The sequence below is a fragment of the Rosistilla carotiformis genome (assembly GCF_007753095.1).
Lineage (GTDB): Bacteria > Planctomycetota > Planctomycetia > Pirellulales > Pirellulaceae > Rosistilla > Rosistilla carotiformis.
Genome location: NZ_CP036348.1, coordinates 2,907,361 through 2,930,420 on the forward strand (window position 1 = coordinate 2,907,361; position 23,060 = coordinate 2,930,420).

Consider the following 23,060-nt stretch of genomic DNA (forward strand, 5'->3'; position numbering starts at 1 on the left):
TTTTTAGCGGCCCGTCTGCGAAAGGAGGGGCGAGGCGATCAGCGTTTGAGAAACAATTCGTCCAGGTTCAACAGCACGTTGCCGACCACGGTCATCGCCGCCGCTTCGGCGACATCCATTCCAGCGGGCAGTTCCCCAAGCGGCTCCTCGGCCAGTTGTCGAGCCAAAGCGGAATCGGCTTGGAATTCGGTCAACGCCTGCTGATACAACGCTGCCAACCGGTCGACTTCGTTTTCCGTAGGCTCTCGCAACAGGCAGGTTCGCAGCCCAAATTCGACCCGACCTCGGACCGACGAATCCGCCGTCAACATCCGCCGGGCCAGGGCTTGAGCCGCTTCGACGTAGACCGGATCGTTGAGTGTCACCAACGCTTGCAGCGGTGTATTGGTCCGCCCACGTCGCACCGTGCAGACCTCGCGGTTGGGAGCGTCGAATGTTGCCATCGATGGATAGGGACTCGAACGCCGCCACATCGTATAGATTCCGCGACGGTATTTGTCGTCGCCGGGGCTTGTTTTCCAATCGGTCGCCGATCCAAACGCTGCGTTTAACCCGAGGTTGGGTTGCGGCGGTTTGGCGGGTGGGCCAAACATCTTGTGACTCAGCAGACCGCTCAACTGCAACGCTTGGTCGCGGACCATCTCTGCGGAGATTCGGTAACGCGGGCCGCGAGCCAACAAGCGGTTCGCGGGATCCTTTTCCTGCAACTCCGGCGACGTCACCGAACTCTGCCGGTAGGTCGCCGACGTGACGATCAATCGCAGCAACGCCTTCAGATCCCAGCCGCTGTCGCGAAGTTCGACCGCCAGCCAATCCAACAGCTGCGGATGCGATGGAAGCTCTCCCTGCGAGCCAAACTCTTCGCTCGATTCGACGATTCCGATCCCGAAGATCTCTTCCCAGTGTCGGTTGGCGATCACTCGCGGTGTCAAAGCGTTTTGATCGTCGACCAGCCATTGGGCCAGCGACAATCGATCGGCCGGGCGGTCGGCGGACAGCGGATGGAATGCGGCGGGCGTACCGCGATCGACGTCGGCTCCGGCTGACTGATAATCGCCTCGCAGGTGGATGTAAGTCGACCGCTGCTTCTCGCTCGGCAGCTCCTCTTGGATCGGTACGGTCGTATACGGTTTGATGTCGGCGAGTTGTTTTTCGAGCTTCGCCAGTTGGGTTCGAACCGGCGCCAGTTGCGGCGCGATCGTGCGATAGTAGACGGCCAACTGTTTCGCTTGCTTCTCATCCAGCGGTTCGGTTTGCAACACGATCGATCGGATCGCGTTGGGCAAGCTGGCCCATTGTGTCAGGTTGGCCGAATCGCTCGCTCGCACGCGAACCTTGTCTAACAGGTGTTTGACGTGTTCCGATTTCTGGTGTAATTGCAGTTCCAGTACGCCAGCGGCAAGAGTTCGCGGTGGATCGAGCGTCAGAGTCAACTGATGCGGTTGGCCAAGTCCACCTGCGATCGCCCAGCCCTTTTTCGTGTCCTGTTTGTCCAGAATCGTTGTCGCTGCAAGAAAGCCCGACTGTTCATAATCAGCCAACGCGTTTTGGAACCGCAGTTGGACCGCCCCGCCGAGAGCGATCGATTGGTTGGGGCTGGGGATGGCGTCGGGCGTTTGTTCCCAAACAACTTGGCGTTGCGCATCCAGCAGGATCACCTTGTAACCCTTCAACCGCTGCTCGATCGAAGCACCTCCGTCGGTCCGATTCCAGATCACGACTTCGTCGATCGGATGCGATTGCTTCAGGTCGATCTCAAACCACGGGTTGGATTCGGCGTTGGTGTGCGTGACGGAGTTCTTGTAGAAGTCCCCATCGGTGTTGCCGTCGATCGCTCGAGCGGCTGGCGCGTTGTAACCGGTGGAGCTTTGCGACGCGACGCCGGCAAGGGCGAGGTTCTTCGAATCGCTGAACGCCTGCACTTCGGCTAGATGGATCAACTTCCCTTTGCCCGCCAGTTCGATCCGCACGAATCGCGCATCGACAGGTTGCGGTTCGGTGGGCGTCCAGGAAGCGGTTGCTTGCGTGAGGACAAAATTGGCGCTCTGGTCGGGAGAGATCTCCAACTGCAATCCCGCCATCTGTTGCCCAGCGGTTTCAAATCGCAGCGTGTAGAGATCGTGGTCGCTCTTGTCGCCGCTGGCCTCGACCCAGCCTTCGGCGTCGGTCGTCAATTGACGATGCTGTGCGGTGGCGGCGACCGGCATCAGCGGCTTCCAAGTCGGCGGCGTCTTGATTTCGGCGAGCCACTTCGCTTGAGCGGCTTCGATTTCGGGAGTCGTCTGCTGCAGTGTCGCTTTCAGGTCCGCGATCTGTTCGGCCCATCGCTGCTTTTGAGCTTTCTGTTCGTCGGTCCAGATCGGCAGCGTCGGCCGTTCGTCTTTGATGTCGGCGTCTAACGTGTTGTTGAAGATCGCAAAGAAGCGAAAGTACTCTTCATGTGTGATCGGATCATATTTATGCGTGTGGCATTGGGCACAGGCCATCGTCGTTCCCATCCAGACAGCCATCGTCGTGTTGACGCGATCGACGACTGCCACGTTACGGAACTCTTCGTCGTTGGTTCCCCCTTCGCTGTTGGTCATCGTGTTGCGATGGAAGGCTGTGGCGATCAATTGTTCGTCGGTTGGATTGTCCAACAGGTCGCCAGCGATCTGTTCGATCGTGAAATGATCAAACGGTTTGTTGGCGTTCAACGATCGGATCACGTAATCGCGATAGGCCCAGATCGTCCGCGGCGGATCGTCGGCGTACCCGGCGCTGTCGGCGTATCGAGCCAGATCCAACCAGACCCGCGCCCAACGTTCACCAAACGCGGGTTGTTCCAACAACGCATCGACATACGATTCGAAGGCATCGTCCCGCCGGTCGTTTGCAAACGCTTGCACCTGTTCCCAACGGGGCGGCAAGCCAGTCAAGTCGATCGCCACGCGGCGGGCCAACGCGTATCGGTCGGCGGCGGGCGATGGCTCCAGTCCTTCGGCCTCCAACCTAGCCAGAACAAAATGATCGATCGGGTTGCGTGGCCAATCGACGTGTTTGATTTCGGGCAGCGGAGAACGGACCGGTGGTTCGTAGGACCAGTGCCGCGCGTAATGGGCTCCCTGTTGGATCCAGCGACGCATCCGATCGACCTCATCGGTGGTCAGCTGTTTGCCTTTGCCGGGCGGCGGCATCCGCAGGTCTTCGTCGTCGGTCGTCAACCGAGCGATCAACTCGCTCGCCTCGGGATCCCCCGGCACGATCGCGGCGTATCCGCCCAGATCGATTTGCGAACCCGCTTCGGTATCGAAACGCAGCTCGGTCGAACGGGCGGCTTCATCGGGGCCATGACACATCACGCAATTGTTCGAAAGCAGCGAGCGAATTTCGCGATTGAAATCGACTTGTTGGGCGACTGCGTCCACGCTTGGCGTCAGTACGCTGGCCAACAACGCCAGTCGAAGCGAAAACGCTTGGACTTTGGCGACGAAACGTTGGAGGTTTTCATTCATGAAATTTCGACAAAGCGTAAGAAGGAATAGCGAACGCAACCAAGCCGTGCCGTTCGTCCGATGGATGAACGCGGGTCGGATTAAATTCGATTCGGTAGGAGTGTTGGCTTCAAGGAGGGAGCGTCGAGTATGTGGAATACCGCGGGAGACGCCGAGTTCTCATGGTACCAGCCCGCCGGGGCTCAAGCAATTCTTTGAGCTTGCGAGCAACCTCCTCCCACTTCCCAAGTAAATCGATGATGGTGGGCTTGGAAGGGGGGGCCACAGACGCTCCCAATCCACCGCCGAAGGAACGGTCGATGGAGGGAATTTCCGTGCGATCCCCGCGTTGTCGAGGTATCATAGCGGGCGACCCTCCTCTTTGAGATCTCTTCCGAGTGAATACTGTGACATCGCAACCTGAGCCATCGTCCCTCGCAGCCCGGTTCCGCATCGCGTCGACGCTGTTAAACCAAATATCCGACGTCGTGTGGGGTGCCAGTTTGCAGGATCGTCGCTTGGTTTATTGCAATCCGGCGGGCAGGCGGTTGTTCGGATTTGAGCCCGACGCCGATGTGACGCTTGATGATTTGTTGTCCAAGGTCCATTCGGCCGATCGCGGCAACGTGCGACGCGACCTGCATCATGTTCGCGAAGACGGTTCGGTCAGCCATAAATTCCGGATCAGCGATAGCGACGGTAAATCGACTTGGATCGATCAACGTGCTTCCCTGGTGACCGACGATGCGGGCGAGCCGATTGGGATCGAAGCGGTCGGCCAAGTGATCGCACTCCGAGAGATCTCCAATCAAAATGAATTGGAATCGGTCAGCACCCATCAAAAGCTTCGTGAACACGTCTCGCTGTGCGTGCTTCGTAAGGACAAGAAGGGGCGTTTTCAATACGCCAACGAAACGTTCTGTGAATCGATGGGGCTGCAGTTACAGGACCTGATCGGCAAAACCGATTTCGAACTGTTTCCCGCCGAACTGGCTCGTTCCTATTCTGAAAACGATCGTGCGGTGATGGACAGCGGTCAGCCCGAACATGTGATCGAAGAGCACCAGACCGCCGACGGTACGCAAAGCTTTGTGGAGGTATTGAAACTTCCGGCGTTCAGCCCCAAAGGGAATGTCGTCGGCGTGCAGGTGATCTTTTGGGACGTCAGCTACCAGAAACAAAATGAGAGCGAGCTGGAACAGTCGCAGTTTTTGATGGATACGTTGTTGGACAACGTTCCCGACGCCGTCTATTTCAAAGATCGCAAGAGTCGCTTCATTCGAATCAGTCGCAGCCATTCAAGATTGTTCCAGTTGGACGATCCACGCGATGCGATCGGTAAATCGGATGCCGACTTCTTTGGCGACGAACATGCGGAAGCCGCGTTGGCAGACGAACGCCGAATCATCGAAACGGGCGAATCGATCATTGCCAAAGTCGAACGTGAAAACTGGCCCGATCGCGAAGACACCTGGTGCTCGACAACGAAGGTGCCGCTGCGGAAAGCCTCCGGAGAGATCATCGGAACGTTTGGGATCTCGCGCGATGTCTCGACGCAAAAACGGGCCGAGATCGAACTGTCGCGCGAGCGCGATCTGCTGCGAACGATCACCAACAACATCCCCGACCTGATCTACGTCAAGGATCGCTACGGAAGGTTCATCACCGGAAACACCGCGGTTTTGAAGCTGTTTGGTGTCGAATCGAACAAAGACCTGGTTGGTAAAACCGATTACGATTTTGTCCCGCCCGAATTGGCGTGCAATTACGTCACCGACGACCAGATCGTGATGCGAACCGGGGAGCCGTTGATCGATCAAGAGGAGACTTCGCAGCATAGCGATGCCGAACGGTTTTGGTTGCTGACGACCAAGGTCCCGCTGCGTGGCGAGGATGGGGAAATCATCGGGATCGTGGGAATCGGGCGCGATATCACCGCGCGCAAATTGGCTGCCGAAGAACTGTTGGCCGCAAAAGAGGCTGCCGATGCGGCGAATCGTGCCAAGAGCGATTTCCTGGCGAACATGAGTCACGAGATCCGCACACCGATGAATGCGATCATCGGGATGACCGAATTGCTGTTGGATACGCGGCTCGATTCCAGCCAGCGCGGCTACTTGAAAATGGTCCAGGAATCGGGGGATGCCCTGCTATCGATCATCAACGACGTGTTGGACTTTTCGAAAATTGAAGCGGGCATGTTGGACATCGATGCCACACCGTTCGACCTTCGCGAACTGTTGGGCGACACGATGAAGACGCTGGCGGTTCGTGCCCATATCAAGCGACTGGAACTCGCTTTCCGCGTCGCTCCCGGACTCCCGCAATATGTCGTCGGGGATGCCGGACGGTTGCGACAAATCGTGGTTAATCTGGTTGGCAATGCGATTAAGTTTACCGAACAGGGAGAGGTCGTCGTCGACGTGGAACTACACGATGCCAACGATCAAGCGACCGAGATCCGCGTCTGTGTGCGAGACACAGGAATTGGTATCCCCGCGGATAAGTGTAAATCGGTCTTTAATGAGTTCGAACAAGCCGATGCGTCGACAACGCGTCGCTTCGGTGGGACCGGCTTGGGGTTGGCGATCTCGTCGCGTTTGGTCGAGATGATGCAAGGGAAGATCTGGGTCGAGAGCAAAGTCGGCGTGGGTAGCGAGTTCTATTTTACGATCCGTTGTGGTGTCGCGGCCGAAGACGTTCAGAAAAAGAAGAACCACGGGATCGTTGTCGTTGGCGGCACGCGTGTGCTGGTGGTCGACGACAATGAAACGAATCGGTTGATTCTTGACGAGATGCTTTCGAATTGGGGAATGCTTCCCGATTTAGCCGAAGGGGGCGACCAGGCGATCGAACTGCTGAAGCTTGCGCACGAGGAAGGAAGCCCATTTGGGCTGATTGTCAGCGACGTCAACATGCCAGGCGTCGATGGTTTTGAGTTTGCCACGCAGGTCCGAGCGCAATCGGAATCGAAGGAGATCCCGATCATCATGCTCACCTCCGGAGGGCGAGTGGGCGATAAGGAACGCCGCGAAACATTAAAGATCGCCGAACGGCTGATGAAACCTGTGAAGCAATCCGAGCTGTTCGATTCGATTGTTCGCGCGTTGGGGGTCTCGGCGTCGGAAGATTCGCACGACGAACACAGTTGCCCGCAATACGACTTGCGAAAACTGAAGATCCTGTTGACCGAGGACAACCTCGTCAATCAAACGCTCGCCATTGGCGTCTTGAGCAAGCACGGCCACGAAGTGGTCGCGGTCAACAACGGCCAAGAAGCGATCGATATCCTGCAGGAACAAACCTTTGATCTGGTGCTGATGGATATCCAGATGCCGGTGATGGATGGGATGACCGCCGCGCGTTTGATTCGAGAACAGGAACAACAATCCGGTGGTCACATTCCAATCATCGCGATGACCGCGCACGCGATGAAAGGAGATCGCGAGGAATGTCTGGCGGCGGGGATGGACGAATATGTTCCGAAGCCAATCCGGACGGCAACGCTGTTCGAGAAACTGATCAAGGTGATGGCTCCCGCGGGCGGAACGATCTCCAGTGACGATGCACCACTCGGTGGTCTTCCTGGTCCGTCGAAAACGTCGGCGCCGTGCGACGCCCATCGCGAAAATTCCGCTGAGACGTTGGGGACAGGTCATGCCGTGGCGGAGCCTCAGGGGAAGTCGCACGCCGACGAACCGGGCCATTCAACGGAGCCGACGGAGGATGATGGGCAGGCTGGCTCAATCGATTGGGATCGTTTGCATGCGACGTTGGGGGACAATCAGGACCTCATTTCCGACTTGTTCGAAGCTTTTGCGACCGAAAGCGAGATGTTAGAAAAAACAATTCGAACCGCAGTGGCCGCTCAGGACGCAGGGTTGCTGAAATCGTCCGCGCACACGCTCAAAGGTGCCGCAATGGCAATTGGCGCGACACAGTTGGCGGAATTGTTAGATCTTCTTGAGCGGAAGGGACGGTCAGGCACCATCGACGATCTCTCCGATGAACTCGAACAGTGGGAGGACGCGATGTCGCGTACCCTGCAGGAAACGTCACAATTCTTGAGCGATCTCAAATGATTGAGGCCATCGCGACCCTGTCAACCTCGCTATATTGGATGGAAATGCCCGACCGCTGTGTCTTCGCATGCGTTGGCTCATCGCGACGGCCATTCGTTCCGAACGCGTCAGGGAGTAATGGATCATGGCCAACATTTTGCTTGCGGAAGACAGTCCCACGCAAGTCGTGCTACTGAAGTCCTTGCTGGAAGAAGAATCGCATCGTGTGCGTGTTGCGGGAGACGGGCAGGTTGCGATGGCGATGGTTGCGCAGCAGGTTCCCGATGTGGTGGTGACCGACATGCAGATGCCGAATATGGACGGGCTGGAACTGGTCAAGAATTTGCGGCATGGCTATCCGCAAGTTCCGGTAATCTTGATCACGGCCCAGGATTGCGACGATCTCGCCGTGCGAGCACTCAAGGAAGGGGCTGCCGCCTATCTGCCCAAATCGCGAGTCGATGAAGAGCTCTTGGAATCGGTCGCGCATGTGTTGAGTTTGTTGGACACCGAAATGAGTTACAAGAACTTGATCGATTGTCTCGACTACTACGAGTTTCAATTCACGTTGGAGAACGATCCGAAGTTGATCGCGCCGTTGGTGAACTTGATGCAGCAGATGGCCGCGGGAATCCAATACTGCGACGATGTCACGCGGGCGCGAATCGGGATGGCGTTGGAACAGGCGTTGCGAAACGCGTTGTATCACGGGAATCTGGAGCTCAGCCACGACGAACTGGTGCGGGATGAGGAGTTGAAGGTCGCGGGAGAGCCGACGCTGGTCGATCGACGTCGATCCGAAACACCTTTCAACGATCGCAGGATCCATTTTCGAGCCAAACTGGGGCATGAGATGCTGCAGTTTACGGTCCGCGACGACGGCCCCGGATTTGATTGTTCTGCCGTCCAATCGCCCGAGCACAATGGGCTCGATGCGACGGGAGGTCGGGGATTGGTATTGATTCAATCGTTTATGGATGAAATCCGGTTTAACGATCGCGGAAATGAAATCAAGCTGATCAGCCGAGTGATGGAAGCCGCCGAGGTCTAACGGCTTCCCACCGGGCGAGTGATTTGTCGCGAATGAGGTTTCTTGGCGAGTTCGCTTTTGCAATGCGAATTCGCGTCGGGTACGATTTCACCTGGCAACAGCCGAATCATCCCACCTCATTTCTCTTTGCGGAGTCCTACCTGTGATCAAACGCCGTCAGTTCCTTCAAGCATCGGCTGCCGCGGCAGCGGTTGTAGCCTGCCCCTCGATCGTTCGCGGACGCAATCTGAACTCCAAACTGTCCGTCGCCGGAATCGGCTGCGACGGCAAGGGATGGTCGGACATTAAACAGATGTCGGATCATCCGCAGACCCAAATGGCCGCCTTCTGCGACATCGATTTGGCGCGAACCGAAAAGGTCAAAAAACTAGCCCCCGACGCGCCGGTCTTCCAAGACTACCGTGAGATGCTGGCCAAGTTGGGCGACAAGATCGATGCGGTCACCGTTTCGACTCCCGACCACATGCACGCCTTCATCACCCTCGATGCGATGCGTCAAGGCAAGCACGTCTATTGTCAAAAACCGCTGACCCACAATGTCTGGGAAGCGCGACAGGTCGCCAACCAAACCAAGAAGTCGGGCGTGATCACTCGGCTGGGCAACCAGATCCATTCGCATTCGGTCTACCGAACGGGCGTGCAAGTGATCCAATCGGGAACGATCGGCAAGGTCAAAGAGGTCCGTTCGTGGTGTGCCGCGACGGGGCATGGAAAGTCGGGACAGATCTCGGTTCCGAAGAACCCGCCAGCGTTGCCCAAGTCGGTCGATTGGGATCTGTGGATCGGCGTCGCTCCGATGCGCACCTACGGCGGCCACAACGTCTATCACCCGTGGGGATGGCGCGATTGGCAGGACTTCGGCAACGGAGCCTTGGGCGATTTCGGCTGCCACATCTTGGATCCGGTCTTCACGGCGCTGAAGATCGCCGCACCGCCAACTCAGCTGAAAGCCGATCATTCGGGAATGAACGACCAGGTCTGGGCGGCTCAAACCCAAGTCGACTACGTCTTCCCGGGAACCGAGTTGACGACCGACGAGACGATCAAGATCAGCTGGGACGACGGTGGGTTGCTGCCTAGCGTCAGCGGATCGCATATCCCCGCGACCGTCGCGTTGCCCAAATCGGGTTCGATTTTCATCGGCGAAAAGGGGACGATGGTCATGCCACACGTGGGCCCTCCGCAGTTGTTCCCGCAGGATCAATATGCCGCCGACGCGATCGAAACGGTCGAAAGTGTCAACCATTACCACGGTTGGGTCGATGGTTGTTTGAGCGGCGAACAGCCGAGCGATGGATTTGATTACGGCGCCCTGTTGACGGAATCGGTTCTACTGGGCAACATCGCGGTTCGTTACCGCACGCAGAATCTCCAATGGGATGCTGCCGCGATGCGGTTCACGAACAACGACGACGCCAACAAGTGGTTGCGTCGCGATTACCGTACTGGTTGGAATATCGACGAGGTCTAACCCGCTTCGTCGCTTAATGAAAGAGCGAACTGAGTGTCGAAGCCCCGCACGATTGAGATCAAACCCTCGCGTCATTTCCCTTTTGTGTCCAGGCACCCCTGGGCACATGTCGCCTCGTTGGCCCCTTCTCACGGCGAATTGCCGACCGGTGAAGTCGTCGACTTGGTGACACACGATGGCAGCTGGGTTGCGCGGGGGCTTTACAGTCCATCCGGCAAGCTCTGCGTGCGGCTCTACACCTGGGATCCCGCTGAAGCGATCGACGATGCGTTTTTCGCGCGTCGCATCGACGAAGCGATCCAGCGTCGCCAGACCGCCGGACTGGAACCGGTCTGCGATGCGGTCCGGATCGTTTACAGCGAAGCCGATGGGATCAGCGGTCTGATCGTCGACCGCTATCGCGATTTTCTGATCGTGCAAGTCAACGCCGCCGTGATCGCTCAGCGGATCGATGCGATCGTCGCCCATCTGCGCGAGCGAATGAATCCCAAAGCGATCATCGTTCGGATCGATGCCGCGACGGCGAAAGCCGAAGGGATCGAAGCCCGCGACGACGTCGTCTTCGGCGACCCGCCTCCAGCCGATCTGTTGATTCGCGAGAACGATATCGAATACACCGTCGATCTGATGCACAGTCAGAAGACTGGGATGTATTTGGATCAACGCGAAAATCGTCGCTTGGCTGCCTCTTATATGAAGGGACGCGAAGTCCTGGATATCTGCAGCTACGTCGGCGGATTTGCCATGAACGCGGCGAAGCTAGGCGAAGCGACCAGCGTGTTGGGGATCGACACCAGCGAGCGAGCTGTCGCGGCGGCGACCGCCAATGCTCAACGCAACGGTCTGGAGAACGTCCGCTTTGAAAAGGGGGACTGCTTTCAACGGCTGGACCAATTCAAGCAAGAGGGGAAGCGTTTTTCAGGCATCATCCTCGACCCGCCGCGGTTCGCAGGTTCGCGTCAGAGCGTCGATGCCGCCGTCCGCGCCTACACGCGATTGAATCGTGGCGCTTTGGAAATACTGGAACCAGGCGGGATCTTGGTCACCTGTTCCTGCTCCGGCCGCGTTACGCGCCCCGACTTCATGAAGATGCTTCAGAAAGTCGGCCGCCAGACCCGCCGCGATCTGATCCTGTTCGAAAATCGCGGCGCCGCAGCCGATCACCCCGTGCGGCTATCGTGCCCCGAGACCGACTATCTGAAGTGTGTGATCTGCGAAGCGCGTTGATCGCGGGCTGCAAGCATTTGCGATCTCTGCGGGATCGTTTCATGCGTTGGGACCTGCGCTGCTGAGATGCACCGCGGCGCGTCGGCCTCCGCTGCCACCTTCGATCGATCCCTGTGGGAGCCGCTCTCGTTGGCGCGCATCCACCATTCCGAAGGAATCGCAGAAGGTAGCCGGTGGTGAGAGCGTCGCGAACACCACCGGAACCGATCGCGTGATCAAACGCTGCCCCCCACGGGGGCACACGCCGATCCGACCTCTGTGCTGGCCCCGGCCCATTCTTCCGATTGAGCCCGCCCCCGTCGGTCGATCCGCCGCCGACAACTTGGCATAATATTGCCGTGGCCTGCCGCATGGTGACTCGGCCAGCCCATTTGTTTCTGCTCCATAGGCTTCAAAGAGCTTTTCGTATGTTCAAGATGTTAAACGCAAACATATTGCGATCCGCCTTGCTGGCGGCCACGATACTGGCCGGTTGTTTCACGAGTGCCGTGGCCCGTTCGGAAGAGCCTGCCGCAAAAGGCCCGGCGACCGAGGTGACGAAGCTCGACGGACTTGTCGCGTTTTGGGACTTCCAAGAACCGGCCGGGCAGCCGCGGATTTCGCAGGGCGGGGAACCGTTGGCGCTTCAGGAAATGGAGGGGCCGATCGCACGTGTCGATGGAGGCGTGTTTGGGCCTCATGCGGCGCGGATCCGATCGGGTCAATGGTTCATGATCCCACGGCCGCAGATCGGCGGGCTCGACATCCATGGTCCCGAGGCGCAAGTGACGGTCGTCGCTTGGATCCGTCGCGAAGGGAAGCAGCACTGGCAAGCGATCGCAGGAGCTTGGGATGAAACGCGACGGAAGCGGCAGTACTGTCTGTTCCTCAACGCGCCGCGTGGCACCAAGGCCGACGAGATGAAACGTTACCCGATGCAGAATCGCATCCACGGCCACGTCTCTGGCGTCGGCGGCCCCACGCCGGGCGAGCGCTATTGCATCACGTATTCCAGCGGTGCGACGGAGATCCCGCTGCAGCAATGGCATTGTCTGGCGATGACTTACGATGGCAAACAATCGTGCGTCTACGTCGACGGCCGGCTCGATGCCCGCTCGCAATACAATCCGTTCCCGTACACCGAAGGCTTGTTTGACGGTGGAGCCGATGGTGCCGCATTCACCGTCGGCGCAGTCCATCGCAGCGAGGAATGGGGCAACTTTTTTGCCGGCCAGATCGGTGGTCTCGCCGTCTTTCGGCGGGCCTTGAGCGAGTCAGAATTGCAGGCGTTGTCGGAACTCAACCGAGGCAATTAAAGGCCTGTGGCCACGCGACTGCGTCGCGCGATCGAATCCCGTCTCCAAGTGCACTGCAAAGCTCCTTCAGACAATAATCCGCACCGCAGATGCCACGGATTTCAAAGGACGTTAGCGACGCAGATTCATGCCCATTTTTCGCGGCTGCACCGGATTGTCGTAGATCGCGGAAGAAGGTGACGCATCCTCGCCGTCATAATTACGGCTGGTCGATGCGATCCGTACGCGTTCGGGTTCCGGAGCGTCGGTATCGACGGGCGGTTTGCCATCGAGCGTCCGCTGCAATGGTGAGTCGTTCATGGCGATTGGTGGTTCATCGTCGATCGCATGGCCGTTGCGAAGGCCTACGGCGATCGCGGTATCGATGAAACCGGCCCGGACCGGATCGCTGACCTGCGGAATCTGTTGGCCAAGTTTCTTGACACCTTCTGGATTCACTTCGGAAGCCTGCGAGATCTGAGCGATGAACTTGGCCGTCTCGACGAAATTGTGGTCGGCAGATTTGCCGATCAACGGTCCCAACGTGCGGACGACCAGATCGGCACCGATGCTGTCGATGTCGAGGAACACATCCATCTGTCCGCCGATGGTTTCTCGTTGGCTGCTGCTGCGAGCGTAGCTGCTGTGCAACACGAAGACACCGCTGCCGGTCAGCGGTTTGGCGACCATCGAACCTTCGTATTTACCGCGGGCGATGTAAAGATGGGTCTGCGAATCGCCGTAGATCAATTCGATCTCACAGCTTGTCCCTTGGCCGTCGCTGGCGACCAGATTGTAGGGACCAGTCCGCTGCATCTGAACCTGGGTGATGTCCATCACATCCCAAATTCCCACGAGCACTTCGGGGTGTCGCACCAGAAACAAAAACATATCGCGGTCACAATCCATTCCCTGGGTCGGCAAGCGACGAAACATCGTCGGATGCGAAATGATTTGTTCCACGCGTTTTCGAGCGGTCTGCGTCAAGCGATCCAGCGGCAGCGCCGCGATCGCAGCCTCCCGTTCGGCCCGTTTATCCCCAAAGTCCAGTGCTGCGGCAGAACTAGCGAATTGCACCAGCCAACAGACGACAAGCAGCAGGACGGTTGTGAACCGGCGAACAGGCATCGGCATTTCGCGTCCCAGGGCGGCTGCAATTGGCCGATCCGTCCAATACGAATCTGCCGTCTGTATGGGTTATTCGTCCGCCAGAGGCCGGCAAGTTCAAACATTCCGGCGAAGCCGCGAAATGCCGCGCCATAAGGTCAGCGTAAACTGCCTCGTTTGCGTAGGCTTGCTAACTGTACGCCCTCGACAGGTGGCCCAAGATCAAGATAATCAAACGGACGAGATAGCATTTCGCAAGCGGTGCAGGCAACGATCCCACAGCTTCCACAAGAACCAATTTACGAGAACCAACAATGGCCAAAAAGAGTATCGAAGACATCGATGTGGCGGGACAACGCGTCTTTATGCGAGTGGACTTCAATGTGCCTTTGGACGATTCGCTGAAGATTTCCGATGACCGCCGCATCCGGATGGCGTTGCCGTCGATCCAATCGGTCATCAACCGCGGTGGACGTGTGATCCTCGGTAGCCACTTGGGCCGTCCCAAAGGGGATGCCAGCGACAGCAAATACAGCTTGGCTCCCGCCGCGGCGCGGTTGAGCGAACTGCTGGGCAAGCCCGTTGCCTTTGCTACCGATACCGTCGGCGAAGATGCCAAAGCCAAAGTGGCTGCGATGGCCGATGGCGATGTCGTCCTGTTGGAGAACCTGCGTTTTAATCCAGGCGAAAAGAAGGGTGACGAAACCTTTGCCGGACAGATCGCCGAGATGGCCGACATCTATTGCAACAACGCCTTTGGGACCTGCCACCGCACCGACGCTTCGATGTACGCAGTCGCTCAAAAGATCGCCGGCGCTAAGGTTGTTGGCAATCTGGTCGCCAAAGAGATCCAATACCTGGCCGATGCGATCAGCAGCCCCGAGCGTCCCTTTGTGGCGATCCTGGGTGGAGCGAAGGTCAGCGATAAGATCAACGTGATCAATAACCTGCTGTCGGTCTGCGACAAGATCTTGATCGGCGGTGCGATGGCCTACACCTTCTCGCTAGCAAGCGGCGGCAAAGTCGGCGGCAGCCTTGTCGAAAAGGACAAAGTCGACCTGGCTCGCGAGTTGATGGAAAAGGGAGGAGACAAGTTGGTCCTTCCCGTCGACACCCACTGCGGCGACGCCTTCTCGGGCGACTGCAACAAACAGGTTGTCGACGCGGGGCAGATCCCCGACGGCTGGGAAGGCTTTGATGTCGGACCCAAGACCGCGGTGATGTACGCCGACATCATCAAATCGGCCAAGACGGTGGTTTGGAACGGACCGATGGGCGTCTTCGAGATGCCTCCGTTCGACGCCGGTACTCGCGTTGTCGCTCAAGCCGTTGCCGATTGCCCCGGCACGACGATCATCGGCGGTGGCGATAGCGCCGCGGCGATCGAGCAGTTTGGTCTGGCCGAAAAGGTCAGCCACGTCAGCACCGGTGGCGGTGCCAGCTTGGAAATGCTCGAAGGCAAAGCGTTTAAGGCTGTCGATATCTTAGACGAAGCGTAAGCTGCATTCGTTTGACGCTAGCGTGCGGTTCGCGGTCGGGAACCGCGCGCGTGGCGGCTGACAAAAATCTGACCACGAATTCTCCCCGTCGGTTTATTGGAGACGTATTGCCGTGAGCATCGGTTTAGCCATCCAGGCGTTCTTTAAGATCCTGTTTAACCGCGAAGCTGCGGCGGCGTATCAACGGCTGACCAGCGGCGAGGCTGCCGATCAACCGACGCCGGCGGCGGCCGAACCGACTCCCGCGGAAGCTCCGGCCAAAGCCCAAGCCCCTGCACCACCTAAACCGACGCGCAGCGATGCGATCGGTTTGTTGGCGGCGCTGCAGCGCGAAGCCCGCTTTGTCGACCTGGTCCAAGAATCGTTGGACGCCTACAGCGACGAACAGGTTGGCGCGGCAGCTCGCGATGTTCTTCGCGACACGAAAAAAGTGCTCGACCGCATGTTCGCCATCGCTCCGCTGACCGAATCCGAAGAAGGGGATTCGATGCAGACGCCAGCGGAAGTGGATCCGGGACAGATCCGTTTGACCGGCAACGTCCACGGCGACGCTCCCTTCAGCGGAACGATCGCCCATCACGGCTGGAAGGCCGCCAAGTGCGAGCTTCCTCGCTGGTCGGGCAGCCCCGAATCGGATCGCGTGATCGCACCGATCGAATTGGAAATCGCATGACAGCTAAATACATCATCGGTATCGACCTCGGCACGACCAACAGCGTCCTGGCTTACACGCCGGTTCAAGCCGAATCGAATGCGGGCAGTTCGGAAGCCGCAGAGATCCAGTTGCTGCCGATTCCGCAATTGGTCGCCGCCGGGACCGTCGAAGAACGGGACAGTCTGCCGTCGTTTGTCTATCTAGCCAATGCCGCGGAACGAACCGCCGGTGGCTTGGACGCTCCCTGGGGCAAGGATCAATCGTACGCTGTCGGTCAGTTTGCCCGAGATCGTGGTGGCGAAGCTCCCGACCGAACCGTGGGGGCTGCGAAATCGTGGCTCTGCCACACCGGCGTCGATCGCCGCCAACCGATCCTCCCTTGGCAAGCTCCCAACGATGTCGAGAAGATCTCGCCGGTGACCGCTTCGCAGCGTTACCTGCAGCATTTGGTGCAGGCGTGGCAGCAGCGGTTCCCAGACGCTCCGATCGAACAACAACAAGTCGTCTTAACGGTTCCCGCTTCGTTTGATCCCGTCGCTCGCGAATTGACACGCGAAGCGGCGATCGCCGCCGGGTTGCCAGCCAACTTTGTTTTGTTGGAAGAACCGCAAGCTGCCTTCTACGCTTGGCTGTCGGCTGTCGGCGACCAGTGGCGAAAGATGTTGAGTGTCGGCCAACGCGTGCTGGTCTGCGACGTCGGTGGCGGTACGACCGACCTGACGCTGATCACCGTCGACGAGGATGGAGGCGATCTGACGCTGCGACGCGAAGCGGTTGGCGATCACTTGCTGGTCGGTGGCGACAACATGGATCTGACGATGGCCCATGTCGTGGCCGGGGAATTCGCCAAGAAGAAGACGAAACTAAACCCTTGGCAATCGGTCTCGCTGTGGCATTCGTGCCGCGCGGCGAAAGAGTCGCTGTTGGCTCCCGAGGGCTCCGAAAAACAGACGATTTCGGTCCTTGGCCGCGGCAGCAAATTGATCGGCGGCACGGTCAGTGTCGAAGTCGATCGTGAATCGATCTCGCAGCTGTTGGTCGATGGCTTTCTTCCCAAGTGTGGATTGGATGCGGTCCCGCAGCGGCAAGCCGCTTCGGGCTTCCAGGAGATCGGGCTGCCCTTTGAATCGGACCCGGGGATCACGCGTCACCTGGCGTCGTTTGTCTCCAACCACTGCACCGCGTCGGAGAGCGACAGCGTTTCGCTTCCCGATTTTGTGTTGTTCAACGGCGGCGTCTTTAAAGCCGATGGATTCCGCAACCGGATGCTGGAGATCGTCAACAGCTGGTCCGCCGACGCGGGCGATTCGAAGGTCCAACCGCTGCAAGGCGTTCACGACCTCGACCACGCCGTCGCTCGCGGCGCCTGTTATTACGGGCTGAACAAACAGCGTGGCGGTCTGCGGATTCGCGGCGGCACGGCCCGTTCATATTACGTCGGCATCGAAACCGCGGGGCTGGCGATTCCCGGAGCCCCTCGGCCGCTGAAGGCGCTCTGTGTGGTTCCCTTTGGAATGGAAGAGGGGACCGAGACCGACGTCCCTTCGGGCGAGATCGGTCTGGTTGTCGGCAAACCGGCCCGGTTCCGGTTCTTCAGTTCGAATGTTCGCACCGACGACAAGCCGGGCGAACAATTGGATTGGTGGGATGATACGGAACTGACCGAAACCGATCCGATGGAAGCGACGTTAACGCTGGCCGATGGAGCGACCGAATCGCACGTGCCGGTTAAATTCCATGCCAACATCACCGAACTGGGCGTCTTGGAACTGTGGTGCGTGGCGGTTCATGGCGACGGCCGCTGGAAGTTAGAATTCAACGTCCGCGACGAACCGCAAGAATAGAATCGGCGGGACGTGGTGGACGAGGTTACGAGTCCTTTTGCATCAGACCAAATCGCTGGGACTCGTAACCTCGTCCACTACGCTTCGTTGAATCAACGAAAGCGCTCGGTGCTAGCTGCTTCATTACGGCATCGAGACGGCGTCGTATTCGCTGAGCGGACGTTTGGTCTCGGCGTCGACTTCGACCATCCGGACGCGGTAGCCCCACAGTTTTGCCAGATGCCGCAAGATCCGGTTGGCTTCGGATTTCTCCAACAGCTTGCCATCGCGCACGCGGTGAGTCAGGACCAATCGTCGGTTCCCTTTCAGGTTGGCGTCGCTGATCTGGATATCGGGCTCCTGTTTGGAGATGTCGTATTGGGCGGCTAATTGGCGGCGGACCTCGCGGTATCCCGATTCGTCGTGGATCGCGGTGACCGTCATATGTTCGTCGTTGGCGTCATCACTGACCTTGAACAACCGCATTTCGCGGATCAACCGCGGACTTAAGAACTGCAGGATGAAGCTCTCGTCGCGATAGTGCTCCCAGGCGTCGCGGATCGTCTCCAGCGAGCGCCCCTTGCCGGCGATCTCGGGGAACCATTGGCGGTCCTCGTCGTCGGGGTCGTCGCAGATCCTGGCGATATCGCGAACCATGGCATATCCCAACGCGTAGGGATTGATCCCACCGAAGCCGCGGGAATCGAAATTCGGTTGGGCGACAACCGCCGAATGCATGTGCAGGAATTCCAGCATCGATCCTTCGTCGATCTGGCCGCGATGGTACAAGCGGTTCATGATTTCGTAATGGACAAAGGTCGCACACCCTTCGTTCATCATCTTGGTCTGACGCTGCGGGTAGAAATATTGAGCCAGCGTGCGAACGATCCGCAGCACTTCACGCTGCCAGTCCTTCAGTTTTGGCGCATGGTTGGCCAAGAAGGTTAATAGATTTTCCTCGGGCAAGTCCAACGCGGCCGCTTCGATGTCATTCTCGTCTTGTTCGGCGGTCTTCACCTCCGTTGTGTCGGACGGTTCGGTGGGGACGGTACGCCACAGATCATTGTAAGTCGATTCGAGATGTTGGCGGCGGGCTTCGCTGCGCGCTTGCTGTTCGCGCGGCGAGCGACGCCGCGTGGCGTAGCGGTTGACGCCGTGAGACATCAGCGCGTGAGCGGAATCCAACAGCGATTCGACTTCACCCAGTCCGTACCGTTGCTCGCATCCGGCGATATAACTCTTTGCATACGCGAGTTCATCCAGCACGCGATCGGCTCGCGTCCATTGGCGGAACAGGTGGTTGTTTTTGAAGAAATGATTGTGTCCGAACGCCGCGTGCGCGATCACCAGCGTCTGCATCGTCATCGTGTTCTCTTCCATCACGTACGAGACGCAGGGCTGCGAATTGATCACCAGTTCATAAGCCAGCGATTGGGCTCCCTTGCGATACAACAGCTCCTCGCGGGCGAAACGCTTGCCAAACGACCAGTGGCGGTACAGCAGCGGCATTCCAATCGCGGCATAGGCGTCCAGCATCTGTTCGGAGGTGATCACTTCGATCTGGTTGGGATAGACGTCCAGCCCCAGTTCGCCCAAGGCGATCTCTTCGACCGCATCGTAGACGCGGTGCAGCAGTTTGAAATCCCATTGCGATCCGCTGTACAAGAGCCCGCCATGCCGCTTATTCATCGATCCACCCGCTAGTTGGTATTTGAGCCGGAACGCAGTTTGCCGTCGAACAGATCGTGAAAGACCGGGAAAATTTCGCCGGCCGTGGCGACCTCCGCTTGGGCAAAGTTGGCGTGTCGAGCGGTCAACGGATAGTAGCCGTGCCAAAGGACGCTGTCCCCTGGCCATTGGTCGTCGTTGACTTCGATGTAAGCGTAATATTGGCAGATCGGCAGGATCTCTTGTTCCAACAGACGCAGCGTCTGCGGCATGTCGTGATCGAAGTTGTGCCCGTCGGAAGCTTGGGCGGCGTAGATGTTCCAGTCCTCGACCGGATACCGCTGTTTGACGATCTTCAGCATCTCTTCGAGAGCCGACGAAACGACGGTGCCGCCCGTCTCCCGGCCGTGGAAAAACGTCTGCTCATCGACTTCTTGAGCCGTGTAGGTGTGGCGGATGAAGACGAGTTCGACCGCTTTGTAGTGCCGCTTCAGGAACAGATGCAGCAACATATAGAACCGCTTCGCCATGTCCTTCAGCTGTTCGGTCATCGACGCCGACGTGTCCATCAAACAGAACATCACCGCCTGTGTCGTCGGCTTGGGGACCCGTTGGATGCGGCTGTATCGCAGGTCGACCGTCTCCAGATAGGGAACCGCTCGCATCCGAGTTTGCTGCGCGTCGATCAGTTTCCGCAGCCGGGCGATCTCATCGGCGTCGCCCGCAGTCTGCGCCTGTTGCAATTCCGCCTGCAATGCTTCGACTTCAGCCAGCTTCGGCCGACCTAAGGCGATACGGCGAGCCAAGCTGCGGCGCATCGTCTCGCGCTTGTTGAGTCGCTGGGGCGAACCATCGGTCGAATATCCGGCACGGACCCAAGCGGGCGAGTCCATCGATTTCAACTTCCGTTTCGCCAGATTGGGTAACTCCAGATCTTCGAAGAACAAATCCAGAAACTCTTCGCGCGTCAGGGCGAAGACAAAGCTATCCTCGCCGTCCCCATCGGCGCTGCCCCCCGAACCGCTGCCCGCACCGCCGCTCGGTTTTTCAATCTGGTCACCTGGTCGATATTCGTGGTTTCCAGGAAGCACGTAATCACGGTGTCCCACGTTGCGGTCGTGGTGGAAGGTTGGTTCGTGCAGGTCTTTGGAGCTGATCGAAACCTCCTGGCCTCCTTCGAGGTCGGCGATCTTCCGCTGCCGAATTGAATCGGCAAACGCCTTCCGCATGTGCGATTTCACACGGCGCAAAAAGCGTTGGCGATTGCCAAGGCTTTTTGCTTTTGGGTTTTGACGACGATCGACTACGTGCATCGCGATAATCTCCCTGCGAGCTAATGAAGGCGGCACAGATCACGGAACGACGATCCACGGGTCAGCTCGATTTACTAACACGCATGTACCAATCGACCAAGCGGCGGACTTGGCGTGGGGTGTAGCCACGCTGTGTCATGCGGTCAACAAATTCGCTGTGCTTCTGCTGAGCTTGACTGTCCTTTTTGGCGCCAAAGCTGATCACTGGCAACAGCTCCTCGATCTGGCTGAACATCCGCTTCTCGATCACTTCGCGAATCTTTTCGTACGAAGTCCAATCGGGATTGCGACCGTTGTTCTTGGCGCGAGCCCGCAACGCAAACTTGACGACTTCGTAACGGAAGTCCTTCGCGTTGCCGATCCCTGCGGGATGTTCGATCTTCTCCAGCTCCTCGTTCAAGACATCGCGGTCCATCAATTGGCCGGTGTCGGGATCCTTGTAGTCCTGGTCGTCGATCCAGGCGTCGGCATACGAGATGTAACGGTCGAACAGATTCTGGCCGTAACTGTGGTACGACTCGAGATAGGCTTTGCGAATCTCGTTGCCGATGAACTCGGCGTACCGCGTCCCCAGCTCCTCTTTGACAAACTCCAGGTACCGCTGTTCGGTCTCCTCGGGCAACTGCTCGCGGCGGATCGATTGTTCCAGCACGTACATCAGGTGGACTGGGTCGGCAGCCACCTCTTCGTTGTCAAAGTTGAAAGTCTCCGAGAGGATTTTGTAGGCGAAGCGGGTCGAGATTCCGTCCATCCCCTCGGTCACGCCCGCGGCGTCGCGGTATTCCTGGACCGTCCGCGCCTGCGGGTCGGTGTCTTTTAATGACTCGCCGTCGTAGACATGCAGCTTGGCGTGCAGGCTCGAATTTTCGTGCTCCTTCAAACGCGTCAGGACCGAAAACTGCGACATCAACTCCAGCGTATCGGGAGCGCACGGAGCGTTCCCCAGCTGCGAGTTCTGGATCAATTTGCGATAGATCTGCGTCTCTTCGGTCGCTCGCAAGCAATACGGAACCTTGACGACGCAGATCCGATCGAGGAAAGCTTCGTTGCTGCGGTTCGCTTTAAACGTCTCCCATTCGGACTCGTTGGAGTGGGCGACGATGATCCCTTGGTAAGGCATCGCGCCGACGTTTTCGGTTCCGACGTAAGTCCCGTCCTGCGTCGCGGTCAGTAGCGGATGCAGCATCTTCAGCGGCGCTTTGAACATCTCGACAAATTCCAACAGCCCCTGCGTCGTGCGGTTTAATCCGCCGGTGTAGGAGTAGGCGTCGGCGTCGTCCTGGCCAAAGTATTCCAACTTGCGAATGTCGACCTTACCGACAAGCGACGAGATATCTTGGTTGTTCTCATCGCCCGGTTCGGTCTTGGCCACGCAGCAGCCACGCTGCTCCGACGGCGTCACGCGGACGACGGAAAACTTGGAGATGTCGCCGCCGTATTCATCCAGCCGCTTGATCGCCCAGGGGGACATGTAACCCGCCAAGCGGCGGCGTGGGATGCCGTATTCCTCTTCCAGCACCGATCCCATCGTGACGGGATCGAACAGAACCAGCGGGCTCTCGTAGATCGGGCTGATCTCGTCGCCGGCGCACAGCACATAAACAGGTTGCTTTTCCATCAACCGTTTCAGCGTTTCGGCCAAAGAACTTTTGCCGCCACCGACGGGGCCTAACAGATAAAGGATCTGCTTCCGCTCCTCCAAACCTTGGGCGGCGTGGCGGAAGAATCCGACGATCCGCTCGATCGTCTCTTCCAAACCGTAGAAGCTCTTGAACGTGGGATAAGACTTGATGGTCCGGTTCATGAAGATCCGACCCAACCGTGGGTCGTTGGACGTATCGATCAGTTCGGGCTCGCCGATCGCCTTGACCATCCGCTCCGACGCGGATGCGTAGAGGCTTGGATCGCTCCCGGCGGCTTCGAGATATTCCTTTAAAGAGAGTCGGACTTGTTTGTGTTGCGAATAGCTCTCGGAATAAAGCTGAACGATGTCCGTTCGGTTTGTGGTGGCCATGTGCAATCTCCCAAATGCGCAAAAGCTTGAAGTCCCACCCGCGAAAATTCGTCGTTTGGATTACTTGCGGCGGGCAAAGACTAGATTCACGGCGGCAGGACGTCGGTTGCCGGAGAATGCGAAGCAGTTCGCAGTCGCCCGTCATCCGACAGGCGGTCGACAAAACCGAGGGGCGCAATCGACGCACCGATCGGAAGTTTCCCGCTTATCCCGATTATAGGAGATGGCGATGCGTCTACTTTGTGATTTCAGCCAATAAACGGTTGGGAGTGCCATCGCAAACATTGCAGGCGAAACGACTTAGGGAAAACTTTGCGAAATTAAACAGAAATTCAATCCCGCGGGATTCGGCACTGTGACAGTTAGAATTTGCCTCCGATGGCATGTCTTTGCCAGAAAGCTTTGTCGACCGGACGCATCGGCA

The 23,060-nt window shown here is 58.2% G+C and carries 13 protein-coding genes; 8 read left to right on the forward strand and 5 right to left on the reverse strand.

Annotated features, from left to right (window positions below; all coding sequences use genetic code 11):
* Positions 1–38 precede the first annotated feature (38 nt).
* Entirely contained in the window at positions 39–3,494 is a 3,456-nt protein-coding gene (locus Poly24_RS10715; protein WP_145094483.1) for a DUF1553 domain-containing protein, read from the reverse strand.
* Positions 3,495–3,871: 377 nt separating this feature from the next.
* Between Poly24_RS10715 and Poly24_RS10720 the strand changes: the two genes are divergently transcribed.
* The 5 genes from Poly24_RS10720 to Poly24_RS10740 all read left to right on the forward strand — a co-directional run bounded on the left by Poly24_RS10720 (position 3,872) and on the right by Poly24_RS10740 (position 12,578).
* A complete protein-coding gene (locus Poly24_RS10720) occupies positions 3,872–7,555 on the forward strand; it encodes a PAS domain-containing hybrid sensor histidine kinase/response regulator (RefSeq protein WP_145094486.1) in 3,684 nt (1,227 codons plus the stop codon).
* A 124-nt stretch (positions 7,556–7,679) separates the two neighbouring features.
* Positions 7,680–8,585 carry a response regulator gene (locus Poly24_RS10725; protein ID WP_145094489.1) on the forward strand — a complete coding sequence of 302 codons (906 nt, stop codon included), beginning with the start codon at positions 7,680–7,682 and terminating at the stop codon, positions 8,583–8,585.
* 142 nt (positions 8,586–8,727) lie between these two features.
* Complete coding sequence (locus Poly24_RS10730; protein ID WP_145094492.1) at positions 8,728–10,056, forward strand: Gfo/Idh/MocA family protein; 1,329 nt, start codon at positions 8,728–8,730, stop codon at positions 10,054–10,056.
* Positions 10,057–10,089: 33 nt separating this feature from the next.
* Positions 10,090–11,283: a class I SAM-dependent rRNA methyltransferase gene (locus Poly24_RS10735; RefSeq protein ID WP_145094495.1), complete on the forward strand. Its 1,194-nt coding sequence runs from the start codon at positions 10,090–10,092 to the stop codon at positions 11,281–11,283.
* A 407-nt stretch (positions 11,284–11,690) separates the two neighbouring features.
* Positions 11,691–12,578, forward strand: a complete 888-nt coding sequence (locus tag Poly24_RS10740; RefSeq protein ID WP_231753573.1) for a LamG domain-containing protein — start codon at positions 11,691–11,693, stop codon at positions 12,576–12,578.
* A 111-nt stretch (positions 12,579–12,689) separates the two neighbouring features.
* Here Poly24_RS10740 and Poly24_RS10745 read toward each other — a convergent pair whose 3' ends face one another.
* Entirely contained in the window at positions 12,690–13,691 is a 1,002-nt protein-coding gene (locus Poly24_RS10745; protein WP_145094498.1) for a hypothetical protein, read from the reverse strand.
* A gap of 287 nt (positions 13,692–13,978) precedes the next feature.
* On the opposite strand from Poly24_RS10745, the gene Poly24_RS10750 reads away from it, so the two are divergent.
* The 3 genes from Poly24_RS10750 (at position 13,979) to Poly24_RS10760 (ending at position 17,662) form a co-directional block, all read left to right on the forward strand.
* Positions 13,979–15,163: a phosphoglycerate kinase gene (locus tag Poly24_RS10750; protein WP_145094501.1), complete on the forward strand. Its 1,185-nt coding sequence runs from the start codon at positions 13,979–13,981 to the stop codon at positions 15,161–15,163.
* Positions 15,164–15,275: 112 nt separating this feature from the next.
* The gene (locus Poly24_RS10755; protein WP_197452483.1) at positions 15,276–15,836 is read left to right on the forward strand and encodes a DUF2760 domain-containing protein; all 561 of its coding nucleotides are present in this window, start codon (positions 15,276–15,278) and stop codon (positions 15,834–15,836) included.
* The gene (locus Poly24_RS10760) at positions 15,833–17,662 is read left to right on the forward strand and encodes an Hsp70 family protein (RefSeq protein ID WP_145094507.1); all 1,830 of its coding nucleotides are present in this window, start codon (positions 15,833–15,835) and stop codon (positions 17,660–17,662) included. Before Poly24_RS10755 ends, Poly24_RS10760 begins: the two co-directional genes overlap by 4 nt.
* Positions 17,663–17,785: 123 nt before the next feature.
* Here the strand turns inward: Poly24_RS10760 and Poly24_RS10765 are convergent, their stop codons facing one another.
* From Poly24_RS10765 to Poly24_RS10775, 3 genes are all read right to left on the reverse strand, one after another.
* Positions 17,786–19,330 carry a SpoVR family protein gene (locus Poly24_RS10765; RefSeq protein WP_145094510.1) on the reverse strand — a complete coding sequence of 515 codons (1,545 nt, stop codon included), beginning with the start codon at positions 19,328–19,330 and terminating at the stop codon, positions 17,786–17,788.
* A gap of 11 nt (positions 19,331–19,341) precedes the next feature.
* Positions 19,342–20,622 (reverse strand): YeaH/YhbH family protein, encoded by a 1,281-nt coding sequence (locus Poly24_RS10770; RefSeq protein ID WP_145094513.1) that lies wholly within the window; start codon positions 20,620–20,622, stop codon positions 19,342–19,344.
* A 61-nt stretch (positions 20,623–20,683) separates the two neighbouring features.
* Entirely contained in the window at positions 20,684–22,636 is a 1,953-nt protein-coding gene (locus Poly24_RS10775) for a PrkA family serine protein kinase (protein WP_145094516.1), read from the reverse strand.
* Between the last annotated feature and the right edge of the window lie 424 nt (positions 22,637–23,060).

Bases quoted from the DNA above. Each gene is read 5' to 3' on its own strand.
- Poly24_RS10745 (WP_145094498.1), bottom strand. From the start codon at position 13,691: ATGCCGATGCCTGTTCGCCGGTTCACAACCGTCCTGCTGCTTGTCGTC.
- Poly24_RS10750 (WP_145094501.1), top strand. From the start codon at position 13,979: ATGGCCAAAAAGAGTATCGAAGACATCGATGTGGCGGGACAACGCGTC.
- Poly24_RS10740 (WP_231753573.1), top strand. From the start codon at position 11,691: ATGTTCAAGATGTTAAACGCAAACATATTGCGATCCGCCTTGCTGGCG.
- Poly24_RS10765 (WP_145094510.1), bottom strand. From the start codon at position 19,330: ATGAATAAGCGGCATGGCGGGCTCTTGTACAGCGGATCGCAATGGGAT.
- Poly24_RS10760 (WP_145094507.1), top strand. From the start codon at position 15,833: ATGACAGCTAAATACATCATCGGTATCGACCTCGGCACGACCAACAGC.
- Poly24_RS10725 (WP_145094489.1), top strand. From the start codon at position 7,680: ATGGCCAACATTTTGCTTGCGGAAGACAGTCCCACGCAAGTCGTGCTA.
- Poly24_RS10775 (WP_145094516.1), bottom strand. From the start codon at position 22,636: ATGGCCACCACAAACCGAACGGACATCGTTCAGCTTTATTCCGAGAGC.
- Poly24_RS10715 (WP_145094483.1), bottom strand. From the start codon at position 3,494: ATGAATGAAAACCTCCAACGTTTCGTCGCCAAAGTCCAAGCGTTTTCG.
- Poly24_RS10770 (WP_145094513.1), bottom strand. From the start codon at position 20,622: ATGCACGTAGTCGATCGTCGTCAAAACCCAAAAGCAAAAAGCCTTGGC.